Annotated in this window: 18 protein-coding genes; 2 read left to right on the forward strand and 16 right to left on the reverse strand. The window is 66.7% G+C overall.

Going from position 1 to position 25,597, the window contains the following annotated elements; genetic code table 11:
* Window positions 1-57 precede the first annotated feature (57 nt).
* The 14 genes from tkt to ACS0OT_RS16070 form a co-directional block, all read right to left on the reverse strand.
* Complete coding sequence (gene tkt / locus ACS0OT_RS16005) at window positions 58-2,055, reverse strand: transketolase (protein WP_139727577.1); 1,998 nt, start codon at window positions 2,053-2,055, stop codon at window positions 58-60.
* A 126-nt stretch (window positions 2,056-2,181) separates the two neighbouring features.
* Window positions 2,182-2,604, reverse strand: a complete 423-nt coding sequence (locus ACS0OT_RS16010; protein WP_227837915.1) for a hypothetical protein — start codon at window positions 2,602-2,604, stop codon at window positions 2,182-2,184.
* Window positions 2,605-2,681: 77 nt separating this feature from the next.
* On the reverse strand, window positions 2,682-4,001 hold the full coding sequence (locus tag ACS0OT_RS16015; protein ID WP_065185312.1) for a dicarboxylate/amino acid:cation symporter: 1,320 nt from the start codon (window positions 3,999-4,001) through the stop codon (window positions 2,682-2,684).
* 57 nt (window positions 4,002-4,058) lie between these two features.
* Window positions 4,059-5,774, reverse strand: a complete 1,716-nt coding sequence (locus ACS0OT_RS16020; RefSeq protein WP_279946507.1) for a BatD family protein — start codon at window positions 5,772-5,774, stop codon at window positions 4,059-4,061.
* Entirely contained in the window at window positions 5,771-7,594 is a 1,824-nt protein-coding gene (locus tag ACS0OT_RS16025; RefSeq protein WP_164230353.1) for a VWA domain-containing protein, read from the reverse strand. Before ACS0OT_RS16025 ends, ACS0OT_RS16020 begins: the two co-directional genes overlap by 4 nt.
* Window positions 7,591-8,595, reverse strand: coding sequence for a vWA domain-containing protein (locus ACS0OT_RS16030; RefSeq protein ID WP_053498463.1), 1,005 nt, complete (start codon window positions 8,593-8,595; stop codon window positions 7,591-7,593). The genes ACS0OT_RS16025 and ACS0OT_RS16030 overlap by 4 nt, the downstream gene beginning before the upstream one ends.
* Entirely contained in the window at window positions 8,592-9,041 is a 450-nt protein-coding gene (locus tag ACS0OT_RS16035) for a DUF4381 family protein (RefSeq protein ID WP_065179081.1), read from the reverse strand. The genes ACS0OT_RS16030 and ACS0OT_RS16035 overlap by 4 nt, the downstream gene beginning before the upstream one ends.
* Window positions 9,038-9,967 carry a DUF58 domain-containing protein gene (locus tag ACS0OT_RS16040; protein WP_065179082.1) on the reverse strand — a complete coding sequence of 310 codons (930 nt, stop codon included), beginning with the start codon at window positions 9,965-9,967 and terminating at the stop codon, window positions 9,038-9,040. The genes ACS0OT_RS16035 and ACS0OT_RS16040 overlap by 4 nt, the downstream gene beginning before the upstream one ends.
* An 8-nt stretch (window positions 9,968-9,975) precedes the next feature.
* Window positions 9,976-11,001 (reverse strand): AAA family ATPase, encoded by a 1,026-nt coding sequence (locus ACS0OT_RS16045; protein WP_005418911.1) that lies wholly within the window; start codon window positions 10,999-11,001, stop codon window positions 9,976-9,978.
* Window positions 11,002-11,174: 173 nt separating this feature from the next.
* Complete coding sequence (locus ACS0OT_RS16050; RefSeq protein WP_442255890.1) at window positions 11,175-13,145, reverse strand: type IV pilus secretin PilQ; 1,971 nt, start codon at window positions 13,143-13,145, stop codon at window positions 11,175-11,177.
* Window positions 13,146-13,166: 21 nt separating this feature from the next.
* Complete coding sequence (locus ACS0OT_RS16055) at window positions 13,167-13,700, reverse strand: pilus assembly protein PilP (RefSeq protein WP_005418914.1); 534 nt, start codon at window positions 13,698-13,700, stop codon at window positions 13,167-13,169.
* Window positions 13,700-14,356: a type 4a pilus biogenesis protein PilO gene (locus ACS0OT_RS16060; protein WP_057493352.1), complete on the reverse strand. Its 657-nt coding sequence runs from the start codon at window positions 14,354-14,356 to the stop codon at window positions 13,700-13,702. Before ACS0OT_RS16060 ends, ACS0OT_RS16055 begins: the two co-directional genes overlap by 1 nt.
* The gene (locus tag ACS0OT_RS16065) at window positions 14,353-15,237 is read right to left on the reverse strand and encodes a PilN domain-containing protein (protein ID WP_065185317.1); all 885 of its coding nucleotides are present in this window, start codon (window positions 15,235-15,237) and stop codon (window positions 14,353-14,355) included. The genes ACS0OT_RS16060 and ACS0OT_RS16065 overlap by 4 nt, the downstream gene beginning before the upstream one ends.
* A complete protein-coding gene (locus ACS0OT_RS16070) occupies window positions 15,237-16,295 on the reverse strand; it encodes a pilus assembly protein PilM (RefSeq protein WP_014038321.1) in 1,059 nt (352 codons plus the stop codon). Before ACS0OT_RS16070 ends, ACS0OT_RS16065 begins: the two co-directional genes overlap by 1 nt.
* 219 nt (window positions 16,296-16,514) lie before the next feature.
* Here ACS0OT_RS16070 and ACS0OT_RS16075 point away from each other — a divergent pair, with 219 nt between their 5' ends.
* Together ACS0OT_RS16075 and ACS0OT_RS16080 are read left to right on the forward strand one after the other, a co-directional pair.
* Complete coding sequence (locus ACS0OT_RS16075) at window positions 16,515-18,938, forward strand: penicillin-binding protein 1A (RefSeq protein WP_065179086.1); 2,424 nt, start codon at window positions 16,515-16,517, stop codon at window positions 18,936-18,938.
* Window positions 18,939-19,127: 189 nt separating this feature from the next.
* Entirely contained in the window at window positions 19,128-19,772 is a 645-nt protein-coding gene (locus ACS0OT_RS16080) for a hypothetical protein (protein WP_049411389.1), read from the forward strand.
* Between the two features lie 228 nt (window positions 19,773-20,000).
* On the opposite strand, the gene ACS0OT_RS16085 is transcribed toward ACS0OT_RS16080, so the two are convergent.
* Together ACS0OT_RS16085 and ACS0OT_RS16090 are read right to left on the reverse strand one after the other, a co-directional pair.
* Window positions 20,001-20,747 (reverse strand): hypothetical protein, encoded by a 747-nt coding sequence (locus tag ACS0OT_RS16085; RefSeq protein WP_442255891.1) that lies wholly within the window; start codon window positions 20,745-20,747, stop codon window positions 20,001-20,003.
* A 69-nt stretch (window positions 20,748-20,816) separates the two neighbouring features.
* Entirely contained in the window at window positions 20,817-25,553 is a 4,737-nt protein-coding gene (locus tag ACS0OT_RS16090; RefSeq protein WP_442255892.1) for an ESPR-type extended signal peptide-containing protein, read from the reverse strand.
* Between the last annotated feature and the right edge of the window lie 44 nt (window positions 25,554-25,597).

The following is a 25,597-nucleotide window of genomic DNA, read 5'->3' on the forward strand; positions in this document are numbered from 1 at the left end:
CGGCAACGAGAAAGGCCGGCTTGCGCCGGCCTTTCCTTTGTTGCGCCGAGAGGCTGCTTACAGCGCCTTGGCAGCTTCCACCACGTGCGCCGTGGTGATGCCGAAGTGCTTGTACAGCTGGTCGGCCGGGGCCGAAGCACCGAAGGTGTCGATACCGATCACGGCACCGTCCAGGCCTACGAACTGGCGCCAGAAACCGGTGACGCCAGCTTCCACGGCCACGCGCTTGCGCACCGCGTTCGGCAGCACCGATTCACGGTAGGCCGCATCCTGACGCAGGAACACGTCGGTGGACGGCATCGAGACCACGCGGGTCTTGATACCGGCCGCATCCAGCTGGGCCTTGGCTTCGGTAGCCAGCGAGACTTCCGAACCGGTGGCGATCAGGATCACGTCCGGGGTACCGGCAGCATCGGCCAGCACGTAACCGCCGCGCTCGATCTGGGCGATCTGCTCGGCGCTGCGCGGCTGGTGCGGCAGGTTCTGGCGGCTGAACACCAGGCAGCTCGGGCCGTCCTGGCGGGTGATCGCGGCCTTCCAGCTCACGGCCGACTCGACCGCATCGCACGGGCGCCACACGTCGTTGTTCGGGATGTAGCGCAGCGAGGCCAGGTGCTCCACCGGCTGGTGGGTCGGGCCGTCTTCGCCCAGGCCGATCGAGTCGTGGGTATAGACGTGGATGGCGTGGGCCGGAATCAGCGCGCTCATGCGCACGCCGTTGCGGGCGTAATCGCTGAACACCAGGAAGGTGGCGTCGAACGGAATGAAGCCACCGTGCAGGGCCAGGCCATTGGCGATGGCGGTCATGCCGAACTCGCGCACGCCGTAGTACACGTAGTTGGCGTTGGCGTCGTCGCTGGCGACCGACCTGCTGCCCTTCCACAGGGTCAGGTTGGAGTGCGCCAGGTCGGCCGAGCCACCGACGATTTCCGGCAGCAGCGGCGCATAGGCTTCGATGGCCAGCTGCGAGGCCTTGCGCGAGGCGATCGTCGGGCCCTCTGCGGCCACCTGGGCGATGTAGGCATCGGCCTTGGCAACGAAGTCGGCCGGCAGCTCGCCATGCGAGCGGCGGGTCAGCTCAGCCGCCTCCGCCGGATACTGGCTGGCGTACTTGTCGAACAGCTGTTCCCACTCGGCCTGGCGCAGCGTGCCGGCGCCATTGGCGCGCCAGCCGTCGTAGATCGCCTGCGGGATCTCGAACGGGCCGTATTCCCAGCCCAGCTGCTTGCGGGTGGCTTCCAGCTCGTCCTTGCCCAGCGGAGCACCGTGGCTGGATTCCTTGCCCGCCTTGTTCGGCGAACCGAAGCCGATGGTGGTGCGGCAGCAGATCAGGGTCGGCTTGTCGCTCTGCGACAGCGCGGCCTCGATGCCGGCCTTGATGCTTTCCGGGTCGTGGCCGTCAACATCGCGGATCACGTTCCAGCCATAGGCCTCGAAACGTTCCGGGGTGTTGTCGGTGAACCAGCCCTCGACGTTGCCGTCGATGGAGATGTGGTTGTTGTCCCAGAAGCAGACCAGCTTGTGCAGACCCCAGGTGCCGGCCAGCGAGGCCGCTTCGTGCGACACGCCTTCCATCAGGCAGCCATCACCCATGAACACCCAGGTGCGGTGGTCGACCACTTCCAGCTCCGGGCGGTTGAAGCGCTGTGCCAGCAGCTTCTCGGCCAGGGCGAAGCCCACGGCATTGGCGAAACCCTGTCCCAGCGGGCCGGTGGTGGTTTCCACGCCCGGGGTCTCGTGGCGCTCCGGGTGGCCGGCGGTGTGGCTGCCCAGCTGGCGGAACAGCTTGAGCTGCTCGATCGGCAGGTCGTAACCGCTCAGGTGCAGCAGCGCGTACTGCAGCATCGAACCGTGGCCGTTGGACAGCACGAAACGGTCGCGGTTGAACCAGTGCGGGTTGCTCGGGTTATGGCGGAGGTAGTCGTTCCAGAGGACTTCGGCGATGTCGGCCATGCCCATGGGCATGCCGGGGTGGCCGGACTTTGCGGTTTCAACCGCATCGGCGGCGAGGAAGCGGATGGCGTTGGCCAACTGGCGACGGGTAGGCTGCGTCATGGTTCTGTCGGAATCGGGAGGCGGCCGCGGACGTGCGGGCGGCCTATTGTCCCACAGACGCGGGGCCGGGTTCAGGCGTAGGACCAGATCCCTTGCCAGTGAAAGGGATCTGGTCCCGCCAACCCCTTACTTGGGCGCGGCAGCCTCGATCACGCCACACATCGACTTCTTCTGGAAGTCCTCGCCAGTGGCGTAGGTGGCCGGGGTGGTCTTGGTCACGGTGATCTTCGAACCCTTGCCCTCGGCTTCAACCAGCACGTTCCACGGCAGGGTGGTCTGGCCACCATTGAACTGGACGTTCTGTTCCAGGGTCAGCATGCCCAGGTCCTTGTCCACGCTGGCCACCTTCAGGCCCGACTTCACGCCCTCGATCTGGATACGCTTGAGAGCGTCGGCCGGGGTAACGTTGGGCACCACGTCCCAGGTGGTGAAGGTGCGCCCGGCGAAGAAGCTGCCGGTCTTGGTGTAGTTGGTTTCACAGGCCTTCTGGGCACTGGCGTCGAAAGCCAGCAGGCCCAGGGCGGCGACCATCACGTACGAAATCCTCATTTCTGCTCCCTTTCGCACGGCGCCAATCCCGACGCCTTCCATGCGTCGGGATAGTATCCATGGCATTCAGGGCGCGTTCAATCGAGGGGCGTGCCCAGCGCCGGTCCGTCATGCGACTCGCCCTTGGCCACCAGCGTGGTCAGGGCCAGGTCGCCGGTCACGTTCAGGGCGGTACGGCACATGTCCAGGAAGTGGTTCACGCCCAGGATCAGGCCGATGCCCAGCGGATTCACACCGACCATCGCGCAGATCATCGCCACCACCGGCAGCGAGCCCGACGGCACACCAGCAGTGCCGATGCCGCCGAGGATGCAGACCGCCATCACCATGATCTGCTGGCCAATGCTCAGGTCCACGCCAAAGAACTGGGCCAGGAAGATCACCGTCACGCCCTCGAACAGGGCGGTGCCGTTCTGGTTGGCGGTGGCACCCACGGTCAGCACGAAGCGCGACACGCGCTGCGGCAGGCCCATCTGGTCCGCCACGCGCAGTGCGGTCGGCAGGGTCGCGTTGCTGGAGGCGGTGGAGAACGCCATCACCGTCGCTTCCTGGGTATCGCGGAAGAACGACAGCGGCGAGCGGCCAGACAGCCATACGGCAGTACCGTAGGTCACGACCATGTGCAGGCCGAGCGCCAGCACCACCACGCCCACGTACGCGCCCAGGCGGATGATCAGCTCGAAGCCGAACAGCGCGGCCAGATTGAACATGAAGCAGGCCACTGCATAGGGGGCCAAGCGGATGACCAGGTTGATCAGGGTCATCGAGATTTCAAACACGCCTTCGATGGCGCGGCGCAACGGGGCGACCTTCTCATTGTCGGTCAGCACCATGCCGATGCCGAACATCAGCGCGAAGAACATCAGCGACAGGATCGCGCCATTGTCCGACGCGGCCTGCAGCACATTGCTCGGCACGATCGACAGCAGCATGTCCATGCCCTTCGGCGTGCCATGGATGCCAGCGACGATTTCCTTGCTGCGTTCGGCGTTCTCCGACAGCATCATCGCGGCGACCTGCGGATCCACGCCGGCGCCCGGCTTGAGCAGGTTGACCAGCACCAGGCCGATGCCCACGGCAATGCCGGACAGCAGCACGGTATAGGCCAGGGTTTTCCAGCCGATGCGGCCCAGGGCGCGGATGTCGCCCATCTCCGACACGCCCATGATCAGCGCCGAGAAGATCAGCGGCACGATCAGCATGAAGATCAGGTTGAGGAACAGGCCCGACGCCGGGGTGGTGACGTAGTCCATGACCCACTTGGCACCGGCCTGCAGGCCATCGACGCTGCCGCCCAGGGCGTGCACGATCAGTCCCAGGATCAGGCCGATCGCAAAGCCGATGCCCATCTTCCAATGCAGGGGCAACTTCTTCTTGTCGGCAGCAGCTGCTGTCATGCGCGGGTTTCCTCGAAAAATGAATGCACTCTAACAAAGCGCGCAAGCGGCGCCGGTTCAGGTTCGCCGCGTTGGATACAGCGGCGCCAGGCCAGTGTCGGCGGCGCCGGTTGCCGCCGACCAGTGCGGTCCGTCACGGAAGACCTCACGCAGGCGCGCGCGCAACGGGGCCAGTTCGCCCTGCCCGCCCCAGCGCGCCTGCTGCAGGTCCAGCAATACCTGGCGCTGGGCCGCGTCATCCAGCCGGGCGATGACCTGCTCGATGCGTTTCACACCGGCCATCGCACACAGCCGTGCCTCCACCTGGTCGAAGCCTTCACCATCCAGCGCACGGCGCAGTTCGGCCAGGCCCGCGCGTCCGCTCACCACGGTCGGCACAGAGGGCGTGCCGGCTGCAGGCGTCGCCACACGCGGGCGTCGGCCTCGCTGCCAGCCCCACAACAGGGTCAGCAGCCACAGCAGCGCCAGGCCAATGGCCGCCGCCATCCACGGCCACGGACGCTCGGACAGGCCGCTGGCGCGTGGATCGGTCGCGGCGATACGCGCATCCTGTCCATCGCTGCCCGGCAGCGCGGCAGCGGTGTCGATCGGTGGCAGCGCTGCCGGCGAGGCAGTGGCAGCGCCGGTACCGGCCGCAACGGCCAGCGTCAGGTCCGGCAGCTTGGCTTCCTGTGCCTTGCCGTTGCGCACATCCCACCAGGGCAGGCGTGGTCCCGGCACCACCAGCGAACCCGGCTTGCGCGGCACGATCGAATAGCGGCGGGTGATCTTCAGGCGCGGCGTGCTGCCGTTGAAGGTCTCTTCGTACTGTGCCGGCTCGGCAAACACCTGCGCTGCGTTGCCGACATCGGGGACCGGCAGGTCGGTGAACTGTGCTCGGGTGGCGCCTTCGGCAACCGCTTCGACCACCACGTTGGCTGCCTCGCCGGTACGGGCACTGGTGGGCGCGCTGGTGTAGCGCAGCTGCAGGCTCTGCAGGGGCAACCACGGCTGCGGCGCCTGTGCCGGCTGTGCCTGCACCTGCAACGTGCGGTCTGCGCCAGTGGCATTCATGCGGCCATCGCCGCCCCCGAAGAAGTCATCGAAGAAACCTCCGGCACTGCGCCCGCTGAAACGCGCGCCGGACAGCCGCAACGCGCCGCTGCGCTCGGGGATCAGCAGGAAACGTCGTTCGACCACGTTGTAGCGGCGCCCGTTGACCTGGCGCACATCTGTGCGGTCGTCGCCAACGCGCTGCAACGACGCGCCCGCCGGGGTATCCAGCACCAGCTCGCCGGAGGCCAGCTGCGAGGCGAAATACAACCGCACCACCACGCCCACGCTCTGCTGCACGTACGGCGTATCGTCATCGACAAGGGTTTCGATGAAGGCCATCGCATTGCTGTCAGGCCTGGCCACGGCGGCCGCATCGACCTGCAGCGTCAGCGGCGCAGTGCGCACACTGCCCACCTGCAGGCCCGGTACCACCAGCGCACCACTGCGCCGCGGCGTCAGCGCCACGCCATACAGGTTGCGCTGCTGCATGCTGCCATTGCTCCATTCCACCTGGCGGCTGCTGGTCTGGCCGCTCAGGTCGAAGTCGGTGCGCAATGGCGTGAAGTCGGGAGCGCCCTGATCGCTCTCGACATTAAGGGTGACCGTATCACCCATCGCGATGCGGTCGCGGTCCAGCCAGGCACGTGGTTGCGCCCAGGCCAGCAGCGGCAGCCACAGCAACAGCGCCGCCAGTACCGGCCGTGACCAGTGCCCGTGCATGTTGATCGCCCGCGTCATCGCCCTTCCCTCTTCCTGCGTTCGTTTTCCAGCTGGAACTTGGCCCGCAGCAGCGCGCCCGGATCATCCGGCACACGCCGCATCCACGCTTCCACCGCCTGTTGCTCCTCGCGCTCGCGCGGCGTGCGGCCCTCCCCCCCCGGTACGGGTTTGCCGTCCCTGCCAGCCTCGCCCTCGCGTGCCTGCTGCATCGCCTGCTGCATGCGCTGGCGCTGCTGCTCATCGGCCTGGGCCTGTGCCTTGGCATCCTCCACCTGTGGTGGCGCCTGCTGGCCATCGCGGCCGCGCTCGCCGGGCTGCGGGCTCGACCGGTTCTTGTCGTCACCCGCCTTGGGCTGCCCCTGCTGGCCCTGGCCGGGATTCTGCTGTCCCTGCTGCGGCTTCTGGCCCTGCGGGTTCTGCTGGCCCGGGGCATCGTTCTGCTGCTTCTGCTGCCCGTTCTGCGGTGGCTTCTGCTGATCCTGGCCTTTGCCACCCGACTGCCTGCGCTTGCGCGCGGCATCGACCACGGCACGGTTGGCGACCGCATCGGCCATGCCGGGATGCAACGCCAGCGCGCGGTCGTAGGCGGCGATCGCTTCGTCGTAGTTGCCTTCGCGTGCCAGCGTGTTGGCCAGGTTGTACCAGCCGGCATCGCTGTCGATACCCTCGAACTGCCTGCGCGCAGTGGCGAAGTCGCCCTTGCGGTAAGCCTGGACCCCCTCGGCCAGGCGCTGATGCTGCGCCTGGTCGTTACGCTTCCACAGCGTGCCCTGCGCGGGTTGCGAGGCCTGCGTCGCAGGTGCCTGCGCCTGCGCGTCATTCATCCATGGCACGAGGCCGACCGCGAGCACCGCGGCCAGCAGCGCACGACGGCGGAAGGCCAGCAATGCCAGCAGCATCACCGGCGGCAGCAGCCAGAAGCCTTCGTCACGCCACTGCTTGCCTTCGCCCGGCCGCTGCGCCGGCGTGCCTTCGCGCGCGTCGAGTACACCGAGCGCACGCAGATCGCTGTCATCGGCGGAGATGCGTGCATAGCGGCCGCCGCCGGCAGTGGCCACCGCGCGCAGGCTGCCTTCATCCAGCGCAGCCTGGCGGATCTGCCCGCTGCCATCGCGGTAGGCCGCACCGGCAGGCGTGCCCAGGCCCAGCACCGACACCTGCAGGCCCAGGCTGCGTGCCTGCGCTGCCGCCAGTGCAGCTTCACCATCCGCCTGATCGCTGACCAGCAGGATCTGCCCCTGCAGCGCACCGATCTGCCGCATCAGCCGTGTTGCCCAGTCGATGCCGCGGTCGGCACGCTGGCCATCGCGTGGCATCACGTCCGGCGACAGCGCATCCAGATACAGCGCAACATTGCGGCCGTCATCAGTCAGCGGCGCCACGGTGTAGGCATCATCGGCATACACCACCAGGCCCACCTGCCCGCCCTGGCGCGCGCGCAGCAGCTCGCCCACTTTCGCGCGCGCCTGCAGCAGGCGCGACGGTGGCAGATCGGTTGCGCTGATCCGGCTGGACAGGTCCAGTACCACCAGCAGCGGTGCGCTGGCCTGGAACATCGGCTGCGCCTGCTGCCGCCAGCTCGGCCCGGCCATCGCCAGCGATGCCAGTGTCCAGCCCAGCAGCAGCGCCCATGGCAGGCGCACACGACGCTTCGCGCCGGCGGCCAGCAGATGTGGCAACAGATGTGCATCCACCGCCTGCCGCCACGCATCACTGCGCCGTTGCCGGTACAGCGCCAACGCGATGATCAGCGGCAGCGCCAGCAGTGCCCACAACCACTCGGGCCGCAGGAAGTGCAGCGCGTTCCAGTCGGGAAGATTCGAAGCAAACGCGATCATCGGCGACGCTCCGGCCACAGCCATGCCAATGCGCCCAGCAGCAATGCCAGGCCCAACGGCCACGCATAGCGTTCCTCGCGAGGGCGCAGGCTCGGGCCCTTTGCGGCCACTGGCTCCAGGCGATCGAGCTCGGCATAGATGCCGGCCAGCTGCGCGGTATCACGCGCGCGGAAGAACTGGCCGCCGGTCATGCTGGCGATCCTCTTCAGAGTGGCCTCATCGACCGGATCCTGGTCGGTGGAAATCGGAATGCCGAACAACCGCATGCTGCCATCGCCGCCAAACGCAACCGTGTGGATGCGCACGCCCTCGGCGCGCGCCACTTCCGCGGCGCGCAGGGGTTCCAGCACACCAGCATTGCTGACACCATCGGTCAACAGGATCAGCACGCGCTGCCCCTCCGGCTGGCTACGCAGGCGCTTGACCGCCAGGCCGATGGCATCCCCGATGGCGGTCTCGCGCCCGGCCAGCCCGACCACGCTGTCGCGCAGCTGGTCGCGCACGCTGGCCAGGTCCGCAGTCAGTGGCGTGAGCGTATAGGCGCGGTCGCCGAAGATCAGCAGGCCAACGCGGTCGCCGGCACGACGATCCAGGAAGTCGGCCAGCACGGCCTTGGCCGCGGTGAGGCGATCGACCGCCTGGCCGCCCAGCACCATGTCGCCCTCGCCCATGCTGCCGGACACATCCATCGCCAGCATCATCTGCCGCCCCTGCTGCGGCGGGGTGATGGCTTCGCCCAGCTGCTGCGGTCGTGCCAGCGCGATGCACAGTGCACACCAGCCCAGCCACAGCAGCAGCGTGCGCAGCCACGACGCGTCAACACGGCCGCCACCAGACAGGGCTTCGAGCTCGGCGGCAGCATAGGGCACACGCAGTGCGGCGCCGGGTTCTGCACGGCGCTTCCACCAGCGCATCAGCAGCGGCATCGGGAGGGCCAGCAGGGCCAGCGGCCACGCCAGCTGCAGGTCCGGCCATGGCCAGTAACTTGCCAGCAGGTTCATCGGCGCCGCTCCAGCAGCATCGCCAGATAGCGTTCGCGGGCCCAGCTGCGCACAGCGGCCACGTCGTTGCTGTCGACGCACGGGCGATAGGCGCCTTCGGCCAACAGGCTGCGGCGCGCATCGGGCAACGTGCCCTGCGGGTCCAGGCGTTGCCACCAGGCGTCATCGCGCAGTGATTCGCTGCCCGGCTTCGCATGGCGTGCGGCACGGCGCAGCAGTCCCGCGATGGCCGCCAGTTCGGCCGTAGCGTCGGGGGCGATTGCCAGTTCCTGATCGAACAGCTGCAACCAGCGCTGGCGGCGGCGGCGACGTCGCCACATCACCACGGCGATCACCAGCAGCACCAGCACGACCACCGCGCCGATCATCAGGTAACCAGGGGCTGGCGGCCACCATGACGGTGCTGGCGGCAGCTGCACATCGCGCAACGGCAGCGCGGCGCTCATGCCGGCACCTCGGTCGGCGACGGCGCCAGCCAGGCGTCGCTGGGCGCATCGGAGGACAGCACCTGCACGTCGACACGGCGTGCGCCGAGCTGGCGCCGAAGTTCCTGCAGCGGCTCGACAAAGTGCGCCTGCCAGTGCGCCTGCACTTCGCTGCGGCGCAGGTCGAGACCGATGCGCTGCTGCGCGGTCTGGAACTGCAACGCCGCCGACGGTGGCCGCAGCTCCAGTGGATCGACCAGCAGCACCAGGCTGAGGTCGTGATGCTGGGCCAGCGCGCTCCAGCGCGCGGGCGGAATGCGGATGGCCTGCTGCGGATCGGCCAGCACCAGCATGCGTGCCCCCGGGCGCAGCACGCGACCGGCATGGTCCAGCGCGCGCTCCAGGCCCAGATCGTCGGCTGGCGGCTGTGCGTACCAGCGGGTCAGCGCGTCGAGCACGCGCAGCACGCCGCGTGGCCCACCTGCCGGAGCGATCGGCGCTTCGCGGTCGCTGCCACGCAATGCGCCCACGCGGTCGCCACGGCGCTGCGCCGACCACGCGGCAACAGCACCGGCGCGTGCGGCCTGCACCGATTTGAAGCGCACGCGGGTGCCGAAGTACAGCGCCGGCGAGGTATCGGCCACGATCAGGCTGACTCGTTCGCGTTCGGCCTGGAACAGTTTGGTATGGGCGCGACCGGTGCGCGCCGTCACACGCCAATCGATGTGACGCGCGTCGTCGCCGGCCACGTATTCGCGCGACTCGGCGTACTCCATGCCGCGGCCGCGCAGCGGGGACGGTGCCTGGCCCGCGTTGCCGGTGCGGCCACGGCGCGGCGGCGGCGGACGCTGTGCCAGCCGGCGCAGCGCGACCAGTTCGGCCAGCTGCGGGCGCAGCCCGTCACCTTCGAGCGCAGACGGTGCCTGTTCCACGGATGGATCGGTCATGCGCAGGCTCAGGGTGCCGGCACCCGGGCCAGCAGCTCCTGCACCAGGCGCTCGCCGTCCCAGCCTTCGGCGGTGGCTTCATAGCTGGGCAGCACGCGATGGCGCAGCACGTCGGCGGCGACCGCGCGCACGTCGTCGGGCGTGACGAAGTCACGGCCAGCCAACCACGCCCGCGCGCGGGCGCAGCGTTCCAGTGCGATGGAACCGCGCGGGCTTGCCCCCCATGCGATGCGGCGGCCGAGGCCGGCGTCGTAGCGCGATGGATCACGCGAGGCCAGCACCAGTTCGATCAGGTAGCGCTCCAGTGCCGGTGCCATGTGCAGGTCCAGCACTTCGCGGCGGGCGTCGAACACGTCCTGCATCGGCATCTTGTCTGGCGCCGGCGCGGCCTCGCCCAATGCACCACGGGCACGCTCACGGGCCAGCCGCAGGATCTCCGATTCGGCGGCCTGGTCCGGGTAACCGATGCGCACATGCATCAGGAAGCGGTCCAGCTGCGCTTCCGGCAGCGGGAACGTGCCTTCCTGCTCGATCGGGTTCTGCGTGGCCATCACCAGGAACAGCGGCGGCAGCGCATAGGTATGGCGGCCAACCGTGACCTGGCGCTCGCCCATGGCTTCCAGCAGCGCCGACTGCACCTTGGCCGGCGCACGGTTGATCTCGTCGGCCAGCAGGATCGGGTGGAAGATCGGGCCAGGCACGAACTCGAAGCGGCCCTCCTGAGGGCGCCAGATCTCGGTGCCGGTGAGGTCGGCCGGCAGCAGGTCGGGGGTGAACTGCACGCGGGCAAAGTCTGCTTCCAGGCGCGAGGCCAGTGCACGGATCGCCGTGGTCTTGGCCAGGCCCGGCGCGCCCTCCACCAGCAGGTGGCCGTCGGCCAGCAACGCGATCAGCAGGCGTTCGACCAGGGCCGCCTGGCCGACGATCTCGGTCGACAACGCATCGCGCAGCTGGGTGAATGCCGCATGCAGGCGGGAGGTTGCCGGCGCGGGCGGCGGCGAGACAGTTTCGGGCATCGGCGGTGGCAGGTTCATGGGGGCCTTTGACCGGCGCAGGACGGCACGGGTTCCCGACATCATCGCAGGGTGCCTTGCGATTGGCATCAAGAACGGCTGAACAGCGCATCCGCGCATGGCGTGGATCTACCGGCGGAAACGAGGAAGGGCCGCACAGGGCGGCCCTTCTTCGAAGACTTCGGAGCGGTGGCTCAGTTCTGCTTGGCCACGCGCAGCACCTTCGGGGTGACGAACACCAGCAGTTCGGCCTTGTCCTTGTTGCGGCCGCGCTTCTTGAACAGGTTGCCCAGGAACGGCACGTCGCCCAGGAACGGCACCTTGCTGATGCTGTTGCGATCGGTGAACTCGTAGACACCACCGATCACCACGGTCTGCCCGTCCTCGACCAGCACCGCGGTATTGACTTCGCGGCGGTTGATCGACGGCACCGTGCCGTAGCCCTCCAGCTGGATCAGCTGGTCGACTTCGTCCTTCTTCACCTGCATGTTGAGGAACACGCGGTTGTCGTTGGTGATGGTCGGAGTGACCTTCAGCTCCAGCACCACTTCCTTGAACTGCACGTTCGGCGTCGCCACGCCGCCAGCGGTACCACCGCTGATGGTGACGTAACCGATCTCCTTGCCCTGCTTGATCATCGCTTCGCGCTGGTTGGTGGTGACCACGCGCGGGTTGGAGATCACCTCGCCTCGCGATTCCTGCTGCATGGCCGACAGTTCCACGTCCAGCAGGTAGCCGGCATTGAGGATCGACAGTGCCAGCGAACCTGGGTTGCTGGCGGCGGCCACCGGCAGGTTCCAGTTCAGGCCACGGGTGATCGCCGAGCCGGACTTCACCGGCGGCGGGCCGACCCGGCCACCGGCTTCCCAGTCACGCTCGGCCTTGGCGTTGGCCAGGTCGGTCGTCACCTGCGACTCACGGGTCTTGGCGTTGGCATCCAGGCTACCGCTGAAGTACACGTTGTCGCGGCTGCCGCTGACACCGAACTTCGCACCCAGTTCGCGGGCGAAGGTATCGGTGGCGATGACGATGCGGCTTTCGATCAGCACCTGGTCGACCGGGCGGTCGATCACGTTGATCAGCTCGCGCATGCGCGCGATCTTCTTCGGGATATCGCTGATCATCAGCGTGTTGGTGCGCTCGTCGGCCACGATGCGGCCGCGCGAGGACAGGAAGCCACTGTCTTCCTGCGACGAGCTGCCCGAACCACCACCGCTGCCACCACCGCCACTGCCACCGATGCCCTTGGCCTCGGTCAGCGCTTTGAAGATCTGCGTGGCGCTGTGGTAGTTGATCTGGATGTAGTCGGTCTGCAGGTCTTCGCGGTTCTCGATGGCGATGCGCGCGTCTTCCTTCTCCTGCTCGAACTTGGCCAGTTCAGCCTGCGGCGCCACCCAGATCACGCTGCCATCGCGACGCTTGTCCAGGCCCTTGGCGCGCAGGACGATGTCCAGCGCCTGGTCCCACGGCACATTGACCAGGCGCAGGGTCACATTGCCCTGCACCGAGTCGGACGCAACCACGTTCAGGTTGGACTCCTCGGCGATCAACTGCAGCACGGTGCGCACCGGCACGTCCTGGAAGTTGAAGGTCACCGGCTTGCCGGTGAAGCCGCGCTGGCCGACGGCCTTGGCCGCCTGGGTGACGCTGCCGGCGGTGACCGCGCCGACGGCGGCCGGGGCCTGCCGCGGGCTGATCTCGACCACGTACTCGTTGCCGCTCTGGTAGGCCAGCGACTCCACTGCACCGCCGGTACTCAGCACCAGCTGGGTGCCGGCACCCGACGGCTTGGCGTCGATGCGCTGTACCGGCGTGGCGAAGTCGGTGACGTTCATCGGCTTCTGCAGGTTGGCCGGCAGTCGGGCATTGCCGACGTCGACCACCACGCTGTTGCCCTGCGTGCGCAGGTCAGGGATCGCGCCCTGCCCGTCGAACTGCACGATCAGGCGCCCGGCGCCGTCATCGCCACGCTTGAAATCGATCTTGGCCACCGACAGGCCTGCCGGCGCAGCGGCCGGTACCACGGTGGCGCCCACCGGCTTTTCCGCCGGTGCGGCAGCCAGCGCCGGAGCGCAGGCCAGCATCAGCGCGACTCCCAGCGCGCTGACACGGTTCAAGGTAGAGCGCCGGATGGGACGCAGCCCCTTGGCTTGGTGAAAGGTCATCGTGCTATCCCCAGTAAACGATCATTGATCTTCAAGCGAGAGCGTTGCCGGCCGTTCCAGCCAGCCACCCGCGCCATCCGGCACCAGTTCGATCAGCTCCACGCGGTCTTCGAAGACCGCCGTGACCCGCCCGTCGCTCTGCCCCAGGTAACCGCCCGGGCGAACCCGGTAGGTGACCTTGTCCGGCCCCATCACCAGCGCCACGGTGCCTGCACCGGTACCGATGGTGCCGACCATGTCCAGCGCATCCAGCGGGAAGCCTTCCAACGGCTCCTTGCGCCGGTTCGGGTCCGGTCGCAATCCGCCGTTCCCCTGCTGCGGATTGGTCCAGGCATCGGTGAACGGATCGCGCATGCCCTGCGCGGAGTATTCAAAGGTCTCGAACTGCTGCATCACCGGCAGCGGCTCCAGCGGTTGCGCCGGTCGCGCGCGCTCGCCTTCCACCCACTTCTCAAGGTTCGGTGCGTCGCCGGGCGTGCTGGTCACGCCACGGCCGCAACCGGCCAGCAGCAGTACAGCCAGCACCATCGCACCACGTACGGTCTGCGCGCGCATCACTTCTTGCCCTCCTTGCCAGCGTCGGCCGCCTGCTGCGCCTGCACTTCGGTCTCGTCCAGGTAACGGTAGGTCTTGACCGTACCGGACAGTTCCAGTGCACCGCTGCGGACGTTGCCGCCGGTCTTTTCCTTGGGCTTGAGGTTGATGTCATGCATGGTCAGGATCACCACCCGCGGCAACGAGGCCACGCCACTGACGAATGCGCCGAACTGGTGGTAACTGCCCACCATGCGCAGCTTGATCGGCTTCTCGGCGTAGAACTCCTTGATCTGCTCCTGCTCCGGCTCGAACAGCTCGTTGGTCAGGCCGCTGGACAGCGCGGTCTGCGAGATGTCGATGATCAGGTCGGGCATTTCGGTCTTGCTCGGCAGCTGCCGCAGCATCTGCTGCAGCACCTGCTCCATCTGCGCCAGCTGCTGCTTCAGCGGCCCCAGGTTCACCGCGCGTTCCTGCTGCTTGGTGAACTCGGCGCGCAGCTCGACTTCCTTCGATTCCAGGCCGGCCAGTTCTTCGCGCTTGCCGCTGATCAGCAGCATCCACGCCACGAACATGATGACCAGCGCCAGCAACGAGCAGAAGACGATCTTGGCCTTCTGCGGCCAGTTGCCGATGTCGTTGAAATCCAGGTTCTTGATGTCGATCTTCTGGCTCATGCGCGGTCCCCCTGCAGCAGCGCATTGAAGGCCTGCGGCGGCTGCGCCAGGCGGCTGCCCTCAGGCTTCGGGGCAGGTGCCGGGGCCGGCGCGGCGGCCGGAGCGGCCGGTTGGTTCGGCTTGGCCGGAGTGGCCGGCGGTGCAGCGGCCGGTGCGGCGGGAGCCGCTGCCGGCTGGCCCGCTGCCGGAGCCGCAGGCGTCGCGGCATCCGGACCTGCGGCCAACGGAGCCACCGGTGCCGGCGGAGCCGTCGCCACCGACCCATCGGCGTTCAGGCCCGGCGTCGCCGAGACCTCTTCGCTCTGTGCCGGCAGTTTCACCTTGACCACGAACACGTAGGGCAGCGCCTTGATGTCGGCCAGCGGACCGACCTTGCCATCCTTGTCCTTCTCCGGGTCACGCGCTTCGATGATCGACAGCTCCGGATTGGTCATCCAGCCGGAGGTCTCCAGGTTGCGCATGTAGGCCGAAACGCGGGCGTTGGACTGGGTGCGGCCTTCCAGCGTCAGCACATCCCCTTCCTGCTTCAGCGCGGTCAGCACCACGCCATCGGGAATGGTGCGTACCAGCGCGTCGAACAGGTGGACCATCTGCGAGCGCTTGGCCTGCAGTTCCTCGATCACCTTCTTGCGGGCCAGCAGGCGTTCCTTCTGCGCGTCGAGGCGATCGATCTCCTTGTTCTGTTCCTTGACCTTCTCGATCTCGGCTTCCAGATAGGCGTTGCGGTCCATCTGACCGCTCACCTGGCGGTCGTAATAGAACCAGATCATCAGCGACAACAGCAGGCCACCGACAGCGGCCATGCCCAGCATTGCGTAGAACTCGCGCTGGCGTTGCTTGCGCCGTTCGGCGCGCCAGGGCAATAGATTGATGCGTGCCATCAGTCGAAGCTCCTCAGCGCCAGACCGGTCGCGATCATCAGCGCGGGGGCATCCTGGGCCAACGCATGCGCGTTCACCTTCGGCCCCAGGGTCATCTGCGCCAGCGGGTTGGCGACCACGGTCGGCACGCCCAGCTGCTCCTCGACCATCTCCGGCAGGCCACCGAGCACGGCGCAGCCGCCGGCCAGCACGATGTGATCGACGCGGTTGAATTCGCTGCCTGCATAGAAGAACTGCAGCAGGCGGCTGATCTGCTGGACCGTGGCTTCCTTGAACGGCTCCAGCACTTCCATCTCGTAGCTTTCCGGCAGACCGCCCTGGCGCTTGGCCAGCCCGGCTTCCTCGTAGCTCAGGCCATAGCGGCGCATGATCTCGTCGGTCAGCTGCTTGCCACCGAACACCTGCTCGCGGCTGTAAAGGCTGCGGCCGCCGCGCAGGACATTGAGGGTGGTCATGGTGGCGCCGATGTCGACCAGCGCAACCACGCCGTCGATGGACACCGGCAGCTCGCTGGCGACCAGGGCGTAGGCGTTCTCGACCGCGAAGGCCTCCACGTCCATCACCTTGGCCTGCAGTCCACCGAGCTCCAGTGCGGACTGGCGCAGCTCGACATTCTCCGAACGCGACGCGGCCAGCAGCACCTGGACCATCTCCGGGTTGTTCGGGATCGACCCGATCACCTCGAAGTCCAGGTTCACTTCCTCGATCGGATACGGAATGTAGTTGACCGCTTCCAGCTCGATCTGGGCTTCCATGTCGTTTTCGTCGAGATCGGCCGGCATCGGGATCACCTTGGTGATCACCGCCGACCCCGCGACGGCGGCAGCGGCCAACTTGGCCTTGCTGCCTGAACGGTTCATCGCGCGGCGGATGGCCTCACCCACGGCCTCCACTTCAACGATGTTCTTCTCCACCACCGCGTTCGGCGGAAGAGGTTCCACAGCGTAATGTTCCACGCGGAAACGATTGCCGCTGCGGGACAGCTGCAAAAGCTTTACCGCAGTCGAACTGATGTCGACGCCTACAAGCGGCGACTGACTTTTTGGGATGAGCCCCACGGTTTCTCCCCTGCCGACGGGCACTTGGACGCAAGACCTGCGTCCGAGCATTAATAACGTATTCTTAGCAAATGGCAACGGCCCTGCTGTGAAATCCCTCACGGATTCACCATGCAGCCCCTGACTGTTCCCCTTGCGCTCCCCGGTGCCGACCCCAGCCGCCACCTTGCGTAATCTATACTCTGCGACCACGAAATTCGCAATCGGAATCTGAACCCGATGACTCGACTCCGCCGCTGGCTGCGCTGGATCTTCCTGATTGTCCTGGTCCTGGCGCTGATCGGCGCGGCCGCCGTGGGCGGTCTGTACTATGCCGTTTCCTCCAAGCTTCCCGACGTGCAGACCCTGCGCGACGTGGAAATGCAGGAGCCGATGTACGTCTACGCTGCCGACGGCAAGCTGATGGCGGTGTTCGGCGAGACCCGGCGCACCCCGGTCACCATGAAGGACGTGCCCGAGCGGCTGAAGCAGGCCTTCCTGGCCACCGAGGACGCCCGCTTCTACGAACATGGCGGCGTGGACTACATGGGCATCGGCCGCGCGGTCTGGCTGCTGGCCACCACCAACGACAAGCGCGTGCCGGGTGGCTCCACCATCACCCAGCAGGTCGCCCGCCAGTTCTTCCTCAGCTCCGAGTACAGCTACACCCGCAAGCTGGCCGAGATCCTGCTGGCGCGCAAGATCGAGTCCGAGCTGAGCAAGGACGAGATCTTCGAGCTGTACCTGAACAAGAGTTTCTTCGGCAACCGCGCCTACGGCGTGGCCGCTGCCGCCGAGTTCTATTACGGCAAGAAGCTGAACGAGCTGGACCTGGACGAGATGGCCTCGCTGGCCGGTATCCCCAAGTTCCCGTCGTCGGGCAACCCGATCTCCAACCCGGAACGTGCCCGCCAGCGCCGCGACAATTACGTGCTGCAGCGCATGGCCGACCTGAAGTTCGTCAGCCAGGCCGAAGCCGACGCGGCCAAGGCCGTGCCGATGCACGCCACCGCGCATGAGCCGCCGGTGCAGGTCGATGCACCCTACGTGGCCGAGCTGGTGCGCCAGGAAATGATCGCCCGCTTCGGCGGCGACGTGGTCAACAAGGGCTACCACGTCACCACCACGATCGACTCCACCCTGCAGACCGCCGCCAACCTGGCCGTCCGTGATGGCCTGCTGCTGTACGACCACCGCCACGGTTGGCACGGCGTGGAGAAGCAGGTGCAGCTGGGCGCCGGCGACGATACCGCCGCGCTGGCCGAGCACCTGCGCGGCATGTACGGCCAGGCCGGCCTGCTGCCGGCAATCGTCGCCAGCACCGCGGCCGATGGCAGCGCCACGGTGGTGCTGGCCAACCGCACCGAGATCGTGCTGCCGGCCGGCGCCGCCAAGTGGACCAACAAGACCCCGGGCAAGCTGGTGCAGCGCGGCGACATCGTGCGCGTACGCGCCGGTGCCAAGGAAGGGGAGTGGCTGCTGGACCAGATCCCGCGCGGCCAGTCCGCACTGGTCTCGCTGGATGCCCACAGCGGCGCGCTGAAGGCGCTGGTGGGTGGCTTCAGCTTCTCCGGCAACAAGTTCAACCGCGCCACCCAGGCCCGCCGCCAGCCGGGTTCGAGCTTCAAGCCGTTCGTCTACGCGGCCGCTTTCGACAAGGGCTACAACCCAGCCTCGATCGTGCTCGACGCCCCGGTCGTGTTCCGCGATCGCCGCGGCAAGACCTGGGCCCCGCAGAACGACGGCGGCGGCTTCCGCGGCCCGATGCGCCTGCGTGAAGCGCTGGTGCAGTCGCGCAACCTGGTCTCGGTACGCCTGCTTGATGGCATGGGCGTGGACTACGCGCGCAAGTACATCAGCGAGTTTGGCTTTGCCGAATCGGAGCTGCCGCCGAACCTGTCGATGTCGCTGGGCACTGCATCGCTGACCCCGCTGTCGGTGGCGCGTGGCTACGCGGTGTTCGCCAATGGCGGCTCGCGCGTGGATACCTGGCTGATCGACCAGGTCAATGACCGCGACGGCAACCTGGTGTTCAAGGAAAACCCGGCGCTGGCCTGCCGCGACTGCGCCGGCAGCAGCGATCAGCCGGTCAACCAGGTGGTGGATGGCTTCAACTTCGGCGCCCCGGCCCCGAAGGTGGACCCGGCCGCTGCGGCCAAGGCCGAAGCCAAGACCGAAACTGCCGCCGCTCCGGCCAACCCGGATGCCCGCACCGCCCCGCGCGCGATCGACGCCCGCACCGCCTACCAGTTGGTGTCGATGATGCGCGACGTGGTCCAGCGCGGTACCGGTGTGCAGGCCAAGGTGCTCGGCCGCGAGGACGTGGGCGGCAAGACCGGCTCCACCAACGACCATCGTGACGCCTGGTTCTCCGGCTTCGGCGGCCCGTACGTGACCACCGTGTGGGTGGGCCGCGACGACTTCCGCTCGCTGGGTTACCGCGAGTACGGCGGCAAGGCGGCGCTGCCGATCTGGATCGACTACATGCGCACCGCGCTGAAGGACACCCCGATCGCGCAGAACGAGCCGCCCAGCGGCATGGTCCAGGCCACGCTCAACGGCGCGACCGAGTGGGTGAAGGTGGAAGACATGGATCGCCTGACCGACTACGACCTGAACCTCAATACGCCGCAGGCCGACGCCGCCGCGTTCGATATCTTCTGAGGAAGGGTGCAGTGGGTGCCAACCGTGGGTTGGCACCGATGCGACTGTAGAGCCGAGCCCATGCTCGGCTCAGGGCCCCGCGTAGAGCAGCCGAGCGTGGGCTCGGCTCTGCATCCCCTCCGTGAAATACCTACGCGGATGTCACATCCGTGCGCTAGTCTGTAGCCAGGTCGCAACAGGAGTCATCGCATGCATCGCGCCCGTCAGCATGCTGCCAGCCAGACCCGCGAGCGGCGCCACCGCCTCGCCCACGAAGCCGCCCGCCTGATGGCTGAAGGCGGCATCCGCGACTACCACCAGGCCAAGTTGAAGGCCGCCAGCCGGCTCGGCATCCACGACGATGCCTCCCTGCCGCGCAACACCGAGATCGAAGACGCCTTGCGCGAGTACCAGCGGCTGTTCGCCGGGCCCCAGCACGGCAATGAACTGCAGCGCCGCCGCGAGGCTGCGATGCGCGCGCTGGAGTTCCTGCACGGCTTCGCCCCACGGCTGGCCGGCCCGGTACTGGAAGGCACCGCCGATGCCAACAGCCCGGTGCAGCTTCACCTGCACAGCGACGACCCGGAAGCCGTGCATCGCTTCCTGGACGAGCACGGCATTCCCGCCGAATCGCGGACGCGCCGGCTGCGCATGGACCGCGAACGCAGCCTGGACGTGCCGGTGTGGGTGTTCAGTGCCGAGGAGCTGACCTTTGACCTGGCCGTGCTGCCGTACGATGCGCTGCGCCAGGCGCCGCTGTCGCCGGTGGATGAGAAGCCGATGCGACGCGCGTCTGTCGCACAGCTGCGGCAGCTGCTGGCCGAAGCGGAGATCACCGCGTATATCGGCGGGTGACAGCTGCGCGGGTTCTGGTGGATGCGGACCGTTGGTCCGCACGGTGCATCAGGCGTGCGGACACCTGGCCTAAGAGCAGCCGAGCATGGCTCGGCTCTACAGAAAGCGCGCTACCTGCTTCCTTCTTCTGGTGGGTGCGGACCGTTGGTCCGCACGGTGCTTCAGGCATCCGGATAGCTGACCGAAGAGCAGCCGAGCATGGCTCGGCTCTACAGGAGGTGCGTTGCCCTACCAGACATCATGGTGCTGCTCCTCCGTCTCATCGCCAAGCAGGCGCATCAGCCAGGGGGCTCCCACCCGCTGCGGGTACGCCATCATCATGCGCGCGTGCATGTTCTGCAGGTCCCCCAGCAGCCAGGTCTGGTTGTAGACATCGCCGAACGGATCGGACCACGCCGTCTGTATCCGCGCGCGCTCACCGCCGTTGAGGTTGGGCATCCTGTCCAGCGGCACCTCCAGCACCGGCTCCAGCGCCCGGTTGATGGCCGCGTTCTCCGCCTCCGCCGCACGCATGAGTTCCAGCCGATGGCTCACCTGCCAGCACGGGAAAGGGAAGCAGCTTCCCGTGGCATCGATGTACGTCGCGATGTCGGCCAGCATGTGAGCCTTCAGCTGCCACACCACCGCACTGTCCAGCAGCTGCCGCACCCGCAGTGTGCGCAGCGTGCCGGCGCGGACATCCTCCGGCGTGGCGAACGGCTCGCCCGGGGTTGGGCCGCCATGCCGCACCAGCACGATGCGATGGATCGCCTCCTGGGTGATGTTCTCCACGCGCAGCGCGGCGGCCTCCGGATGCACGCGCGGCGGCGGCACGCTCGATACCCGCCAGGTGTACCAGGCCGCCAAGCCCATGCCCGCCACGCACAGCAGGGCGAACAGCAGCCAGCGGTCCAGATTGCGGGTGTAGTAGTAATACCGCGCCCGCCAAAGGTAGAACGTGCGGTAGCTGATGAACCGGCTTACCCATCGATACATTGCCATCTCCTCGGCAAGGACCCCGGCGCGGCGGGGCGGATTACGCGCGTCACGCCGGGGCTCCATCGCTTACCAGCCGATGCCCACGCCGACGCCCATGCTGCGCTCACCGCTGTTGGTGAACGCCCCATTGAGGCTGAAGGTGGCCGAGCCCTTTTCGTTGAGCACGCGCTGGTAGCCCACCGCCATCGCGGACTCACCCTCGCTGTAGCCCACGCCCGCGCCGAGGCGGTTGTAGGTTGCCAGGCCCGCAGTGTTCATCGCCATCGCGGTCTGCGCGCTGCTCATTGCCGCCATGCGGTTGAAACGCTTGTCCATCTTGTCCAGGCGACGCTCGAAGGTGCTGATCGCGCCATCGGTGTACTCGTTGGCGCGTGCCAGCATCTTCTCCAGTTCGGCGGTGTCGACCTGCGGCTTCGGGGTGTCCTCCTTCTTCGTCTTCGGCTGCGGTGCAGGTTTCTCACCCTCGCCGACCGATGCCACCTGCTGGCCGCCTTCGGCCTGCGGCACCGGTGCTTCCGGCTCCGGCGCCGAAGCGACGGCCATTGCCCGCGGCTGCGGCGCATCGATGCGCTCTTCCAGGCCATCGATACGGCCGTTGAGCTGCTGCTGCATCGAATGCAGCTGGCCACCATTGACCGCATCGCGGCTGCCGGCCGCGATCAGGCCATTGGCCACGTTGGAGATGACCATGCCGTGGGTTCCGGCCAGGGTAAGCTGGTTGAGACCGTCGGCGCGGACCGAGGGAGTGTCCTGGAACACGCTGCGCAGCTGGGACTCGACCTGGTTCACGCGCGAGGTGGTGCTGACCACTGCGCCATCCAGCGCTTCCAATGCGCCATTGAGCGTGGACTGGGACTGGCCCTGCACGGTGAATCTGGGGCCGACGATGTTGCCGTTGGCATCGACTTCGCTGCCGAGCGCGGACAGCGCCCCGCGCAGCTGGCCTACGGTCGCGGCGTTGTGGTTGGCCGTGCCGTTGGCGATGTTTACGAGGCGCCGCCCCACTCCTGATGCACCAAAGGAAGCGGTGCCGGGATCCGTGGCCTCAGAGCCGGCCCCAAGGGCGAGAGAACCTTCAGCCCCCACTGAAACCTTGGCGCCAGAGCCAATTGCAACGCCATTGGAAGCGTGAACATTCGAACCTGCTCCCACTGCAAAGCCATTCACTGCCATCTCAGAAACACTGGATGCACGACCAAGTGCGATTCCATTCCGCCCCAGAGATGTGGCAAACGCGCCTACCGCAGTTGCACCTTCCCCATCCGCTCGAGCAGAGTCGCCGATTGCAACGCCTAGTCGGCCGGCAATTGCATCTCTACTAAGACCATCAATGTCAACCTTGAAGAACCGGGCCTGCTTCTCAATCGTCGAGACACGGCTACCGATGCCGTGCAGCTGGCCGCCATTGACAGCATCCCGACTGCCGTCCGCAATCTCTCCGTCTGCAACACCAGTCAAACGCGCACCGCCAAAATCGATCGGACCGCTCGCGTCCAGTTCACGCGTTGCCTGCTCACCCATCTCCCGCTCCTTGCGCATCGCCTCCAGATCATTTCGATTCTGCGAGATCTTCTGCTCTGCGGCGTACAGCTGATTGCCCGTTACGGCATCACGGCTTCCTGGCGCCACCCGACCGTCAGCCAGATTGGTCAACACCATGCCGTTCGCGCCACTCAGCGCGATCTGGCTCATGCCATCGCCACGGGCGGATGGTGAATCCTGGAAGATCGAGTTGAGCTGGCCTTCCACCTTGTCCGCACGGCGGCCTGCGGTGATGACAGCTCCATCGAGCGCCATCAACGCGTCCTCGACGGTGTTCTGAGTTCCGCCCTGCACCGTGTAGGTCGGGGCGATGATGTTGCCGCCGGCGTCCATGCCTGCTTCGCCCCCGAGGGTCGCGAGGGAGTCCTTTAGCTGGGAGACAGTGGTGGCGTTGTGATCGGCTGTGCCCCGGGCGATGTTCACGAGGCGCCTCTGGGCAAAGGTGTTCCCGAACGACGCAACGCCTGCTTCGGTCGCTTCAGCACCTTGACCAAGTGCAAGCGATCCAGTTGCACCTTCACCAGTCCTTGCGCCCGCACCGATCGCGATACCACCTTCCGCGACACCACCCGAGCCACCGACCTGAGCTCCAGCTCCTAGAGCAAATCCACCCTCTGATCCATCGAACACAGTTGATCCGCGCCCCATAGCGACGGAGTTCCTCCCCATCGCCAGGGCACGAGTACCCACTGCGGTGCCCCCCTCCTTTCCAGTCTTTGCCGCGTTTCCAAGCGCCACACCCGCAACGCCCGCTTCAGCTGGCTCATTAATCGGCGCGTGCCCTACACTCAAGAACTGGCTACTACTTTCCAGCGAGGAAATACGAGCGTTGGTTGCAAACAACTGCCGGCCAGATACAGCTTCCGCACTACTGTCGGTCACCAAACCATCCGCCACCCCACTGATCCTGCGATTGTCACCGACGCTATTACGCACATCCAACACAGTTCCGCTGTTCTTCTCGCCCAGACGAACATTGCCGTTGGCGGCGGTCTGGCTGACCAGTCCCTCCAGCGCACCTGTGCTGACTAACGCCTTGGCAGCGTCTGCCCTCGCAACCGTTGCATCCGCCTGCGCCGCCGTAGCCGCTTTCTCCACGTCAGCCACCTGCACATTGGTGGCATTGAGCTGCTTGCCGTTGACCGCTTCATTGCTGCTGGCACTTACCGTGCCATCCGCCACACCGGCAACCTTCCGGCTGGCGTCGGCGCTGTTGCGCACGTCCAGTACGGTGCCGCTGTTCTTCTCACCCAGGCGGACACTGCCGCTGACGGCGGTCTGAGAGACCAAGCCGGCGAGCGCGGTCGTCTCGGTCAGTGCCTTGGCAGCATCGGCTTTTGCGGCATTGGCCGCCGTCTGCGCGCTTGTAGCCGTGCTCTGCGCGGTGGACACGGCCTGGTTGGTCGCGAACAGCTGATTGCCGGTGATGGCATCGGTACTGCCATTGCTGACCGCGCCATCGGCAATGTACTGGATCTTGCGCTTGAGAGTGGCACTGCCCACCGATACGGAGTTGACGGACGCCGTGACAGAGCCGGCACCCAGTGCCACCGCATTGTCATGGCGGGCGTTGGCCCGGTCACCCAATGCAACGGCGCTGGTGTTGGCCGATACCGCAAGATTGCCCAGCGCGGTAGCGAACTGCGCGGTGGCCTCGCTGCCACGTCCCAGCGCTGTGGACTGCTTTGCGGTGGCTTTGCTCAGGTACCCCATTGCAGTGGCATGCTCGGCGACCGCATTGGCGTCACCGCCTACGGCAATGGAGAAGTTTCCGCTGGCAATGGCCCGGAAGCCCGTCGCGACCGCGCCGTTTGCGCTGCGCGTATTTGCACCGATGGACACGCCGGCATTCTGGTTGTTCACCTTGTTGCCCTCTGCATCGACGCCGGCCAGCGCATCGAACCCGAGTGCGACACTGCGACCGTTGTAGGCCTTGGCGTTGTTGCCGATGGCGGTGCTGATACCGTAGCTGCCCGACTCTGCAACCGCGCCCTTGCCCAGTGCCAGGGTGGTGGCATCGATACGGTTGGTGGCCGACTGGGCGAGCGTACGAACGTCCGCAAGGTCTCCCTTTACGGTTCCCACTGCCGATTCCACTGTCCCCAGCCTGGTGTTCGTGGCGTTGAGCTGCCTGCCGTTCACGGCATCCGTACTGCTTGTCGTCAACGTTCCATCAGAAACGCCACTCACTTTTCGCGTCGCCAACACTGCATTGCGCATGCTGACCTCCGTGCCGGTATTGCTGTTGGCAATACGTACTATGCCGCTCGCGGAATCCTGCTTGATCAGGCCATCGACCCGCGCATTCATTGCATGCAGTTGCTTGCCCGTAATGGCATCTGAGCTTGAAGCTGTGATGCGGCCGTCTTCCACGTTCACAATTCGCCGTCGCAGCGTCGAACTGCCCACGGAGACAGTATTCATTTCGGTTGCGGAAGAACGCACACCCAGCGCAACTGCTCCTTGCGCGGTGGTCGACGCGCCGTAGCCCAGGGCTACGCCATCAATGCGCGCCTCGGCGCCACCGCCTATAGCGATTGCACCGGTGTAGCCGGCCGTCCCGGCCTTCGCAGCAGCACCAATGGCGATGCCGGAGTTGCCGCCCCCGGTATCGACCGAGGCTTTGCTGCCCAGGGCGACGCCATCAACGCCACTGGCGAATGCGTTTGCGCCCATTGCGACCGCATTTTCGCTCTGTGACAACGAGCCACTGCCGACCGCAAGCGCGTTCTGGCGCGTTGCAGCGGCGCTGTTTCCGAATGCAGTGGAGCCGATTCCCTTGCCGTAGGCATTGGCGCCTACAACCGTGCTGTGACCACCATTGGCGGTCGCGTTGTAGCCCACGGCAACACTGTCTACGCCATTGATGTTGGCCTTGTAGCCAAACGCGGATCCATAGTTGCCAACGATCCGGCTTTGGTGCCCGAAACCCGCGCCCCAGCTACCGCTCATATACGTTCCGGCACCGATGACCAGGTATTCCTTCGCGCCGGCAGCCGCGTTGGCCCACAACGTACCATCGGTCTGGCCGACATGTGGCAGGCATCGGAGAAAGTCGGAGCCAGCATCAAGGGATGAACATCCGTAGTACGTCACTCCCGCGAACGCTTCCGTAGTACCCAGCAGGATGAGCAACGAGGCAGTCAGCGAAGCAGAGAGTTTCTTCTGCCCGCCAGCGCTGTGTCTTGCTACAGCCAGCTCGCTGGCTACCTCCCAGCACCCCTTGGCCCGGTTCCAGATACGCCGATAGATTCGATTCATGGTCTTTCTCCTTAACAGTTTTCGGAAAAGGCATCCCGCGCCAT

The sequence above is a fragment of the Stenotrophomonas maltophilia group sp. RY12688 genome, assembly GCF_052149045.1.
Lineage (GTDB): Bacteria > Pseudomonadota > Gammaproteobacteria > Xanthomonadales > Xanthomonadaceae > Stenotrophomonas > Stenotrophomonas sepilia.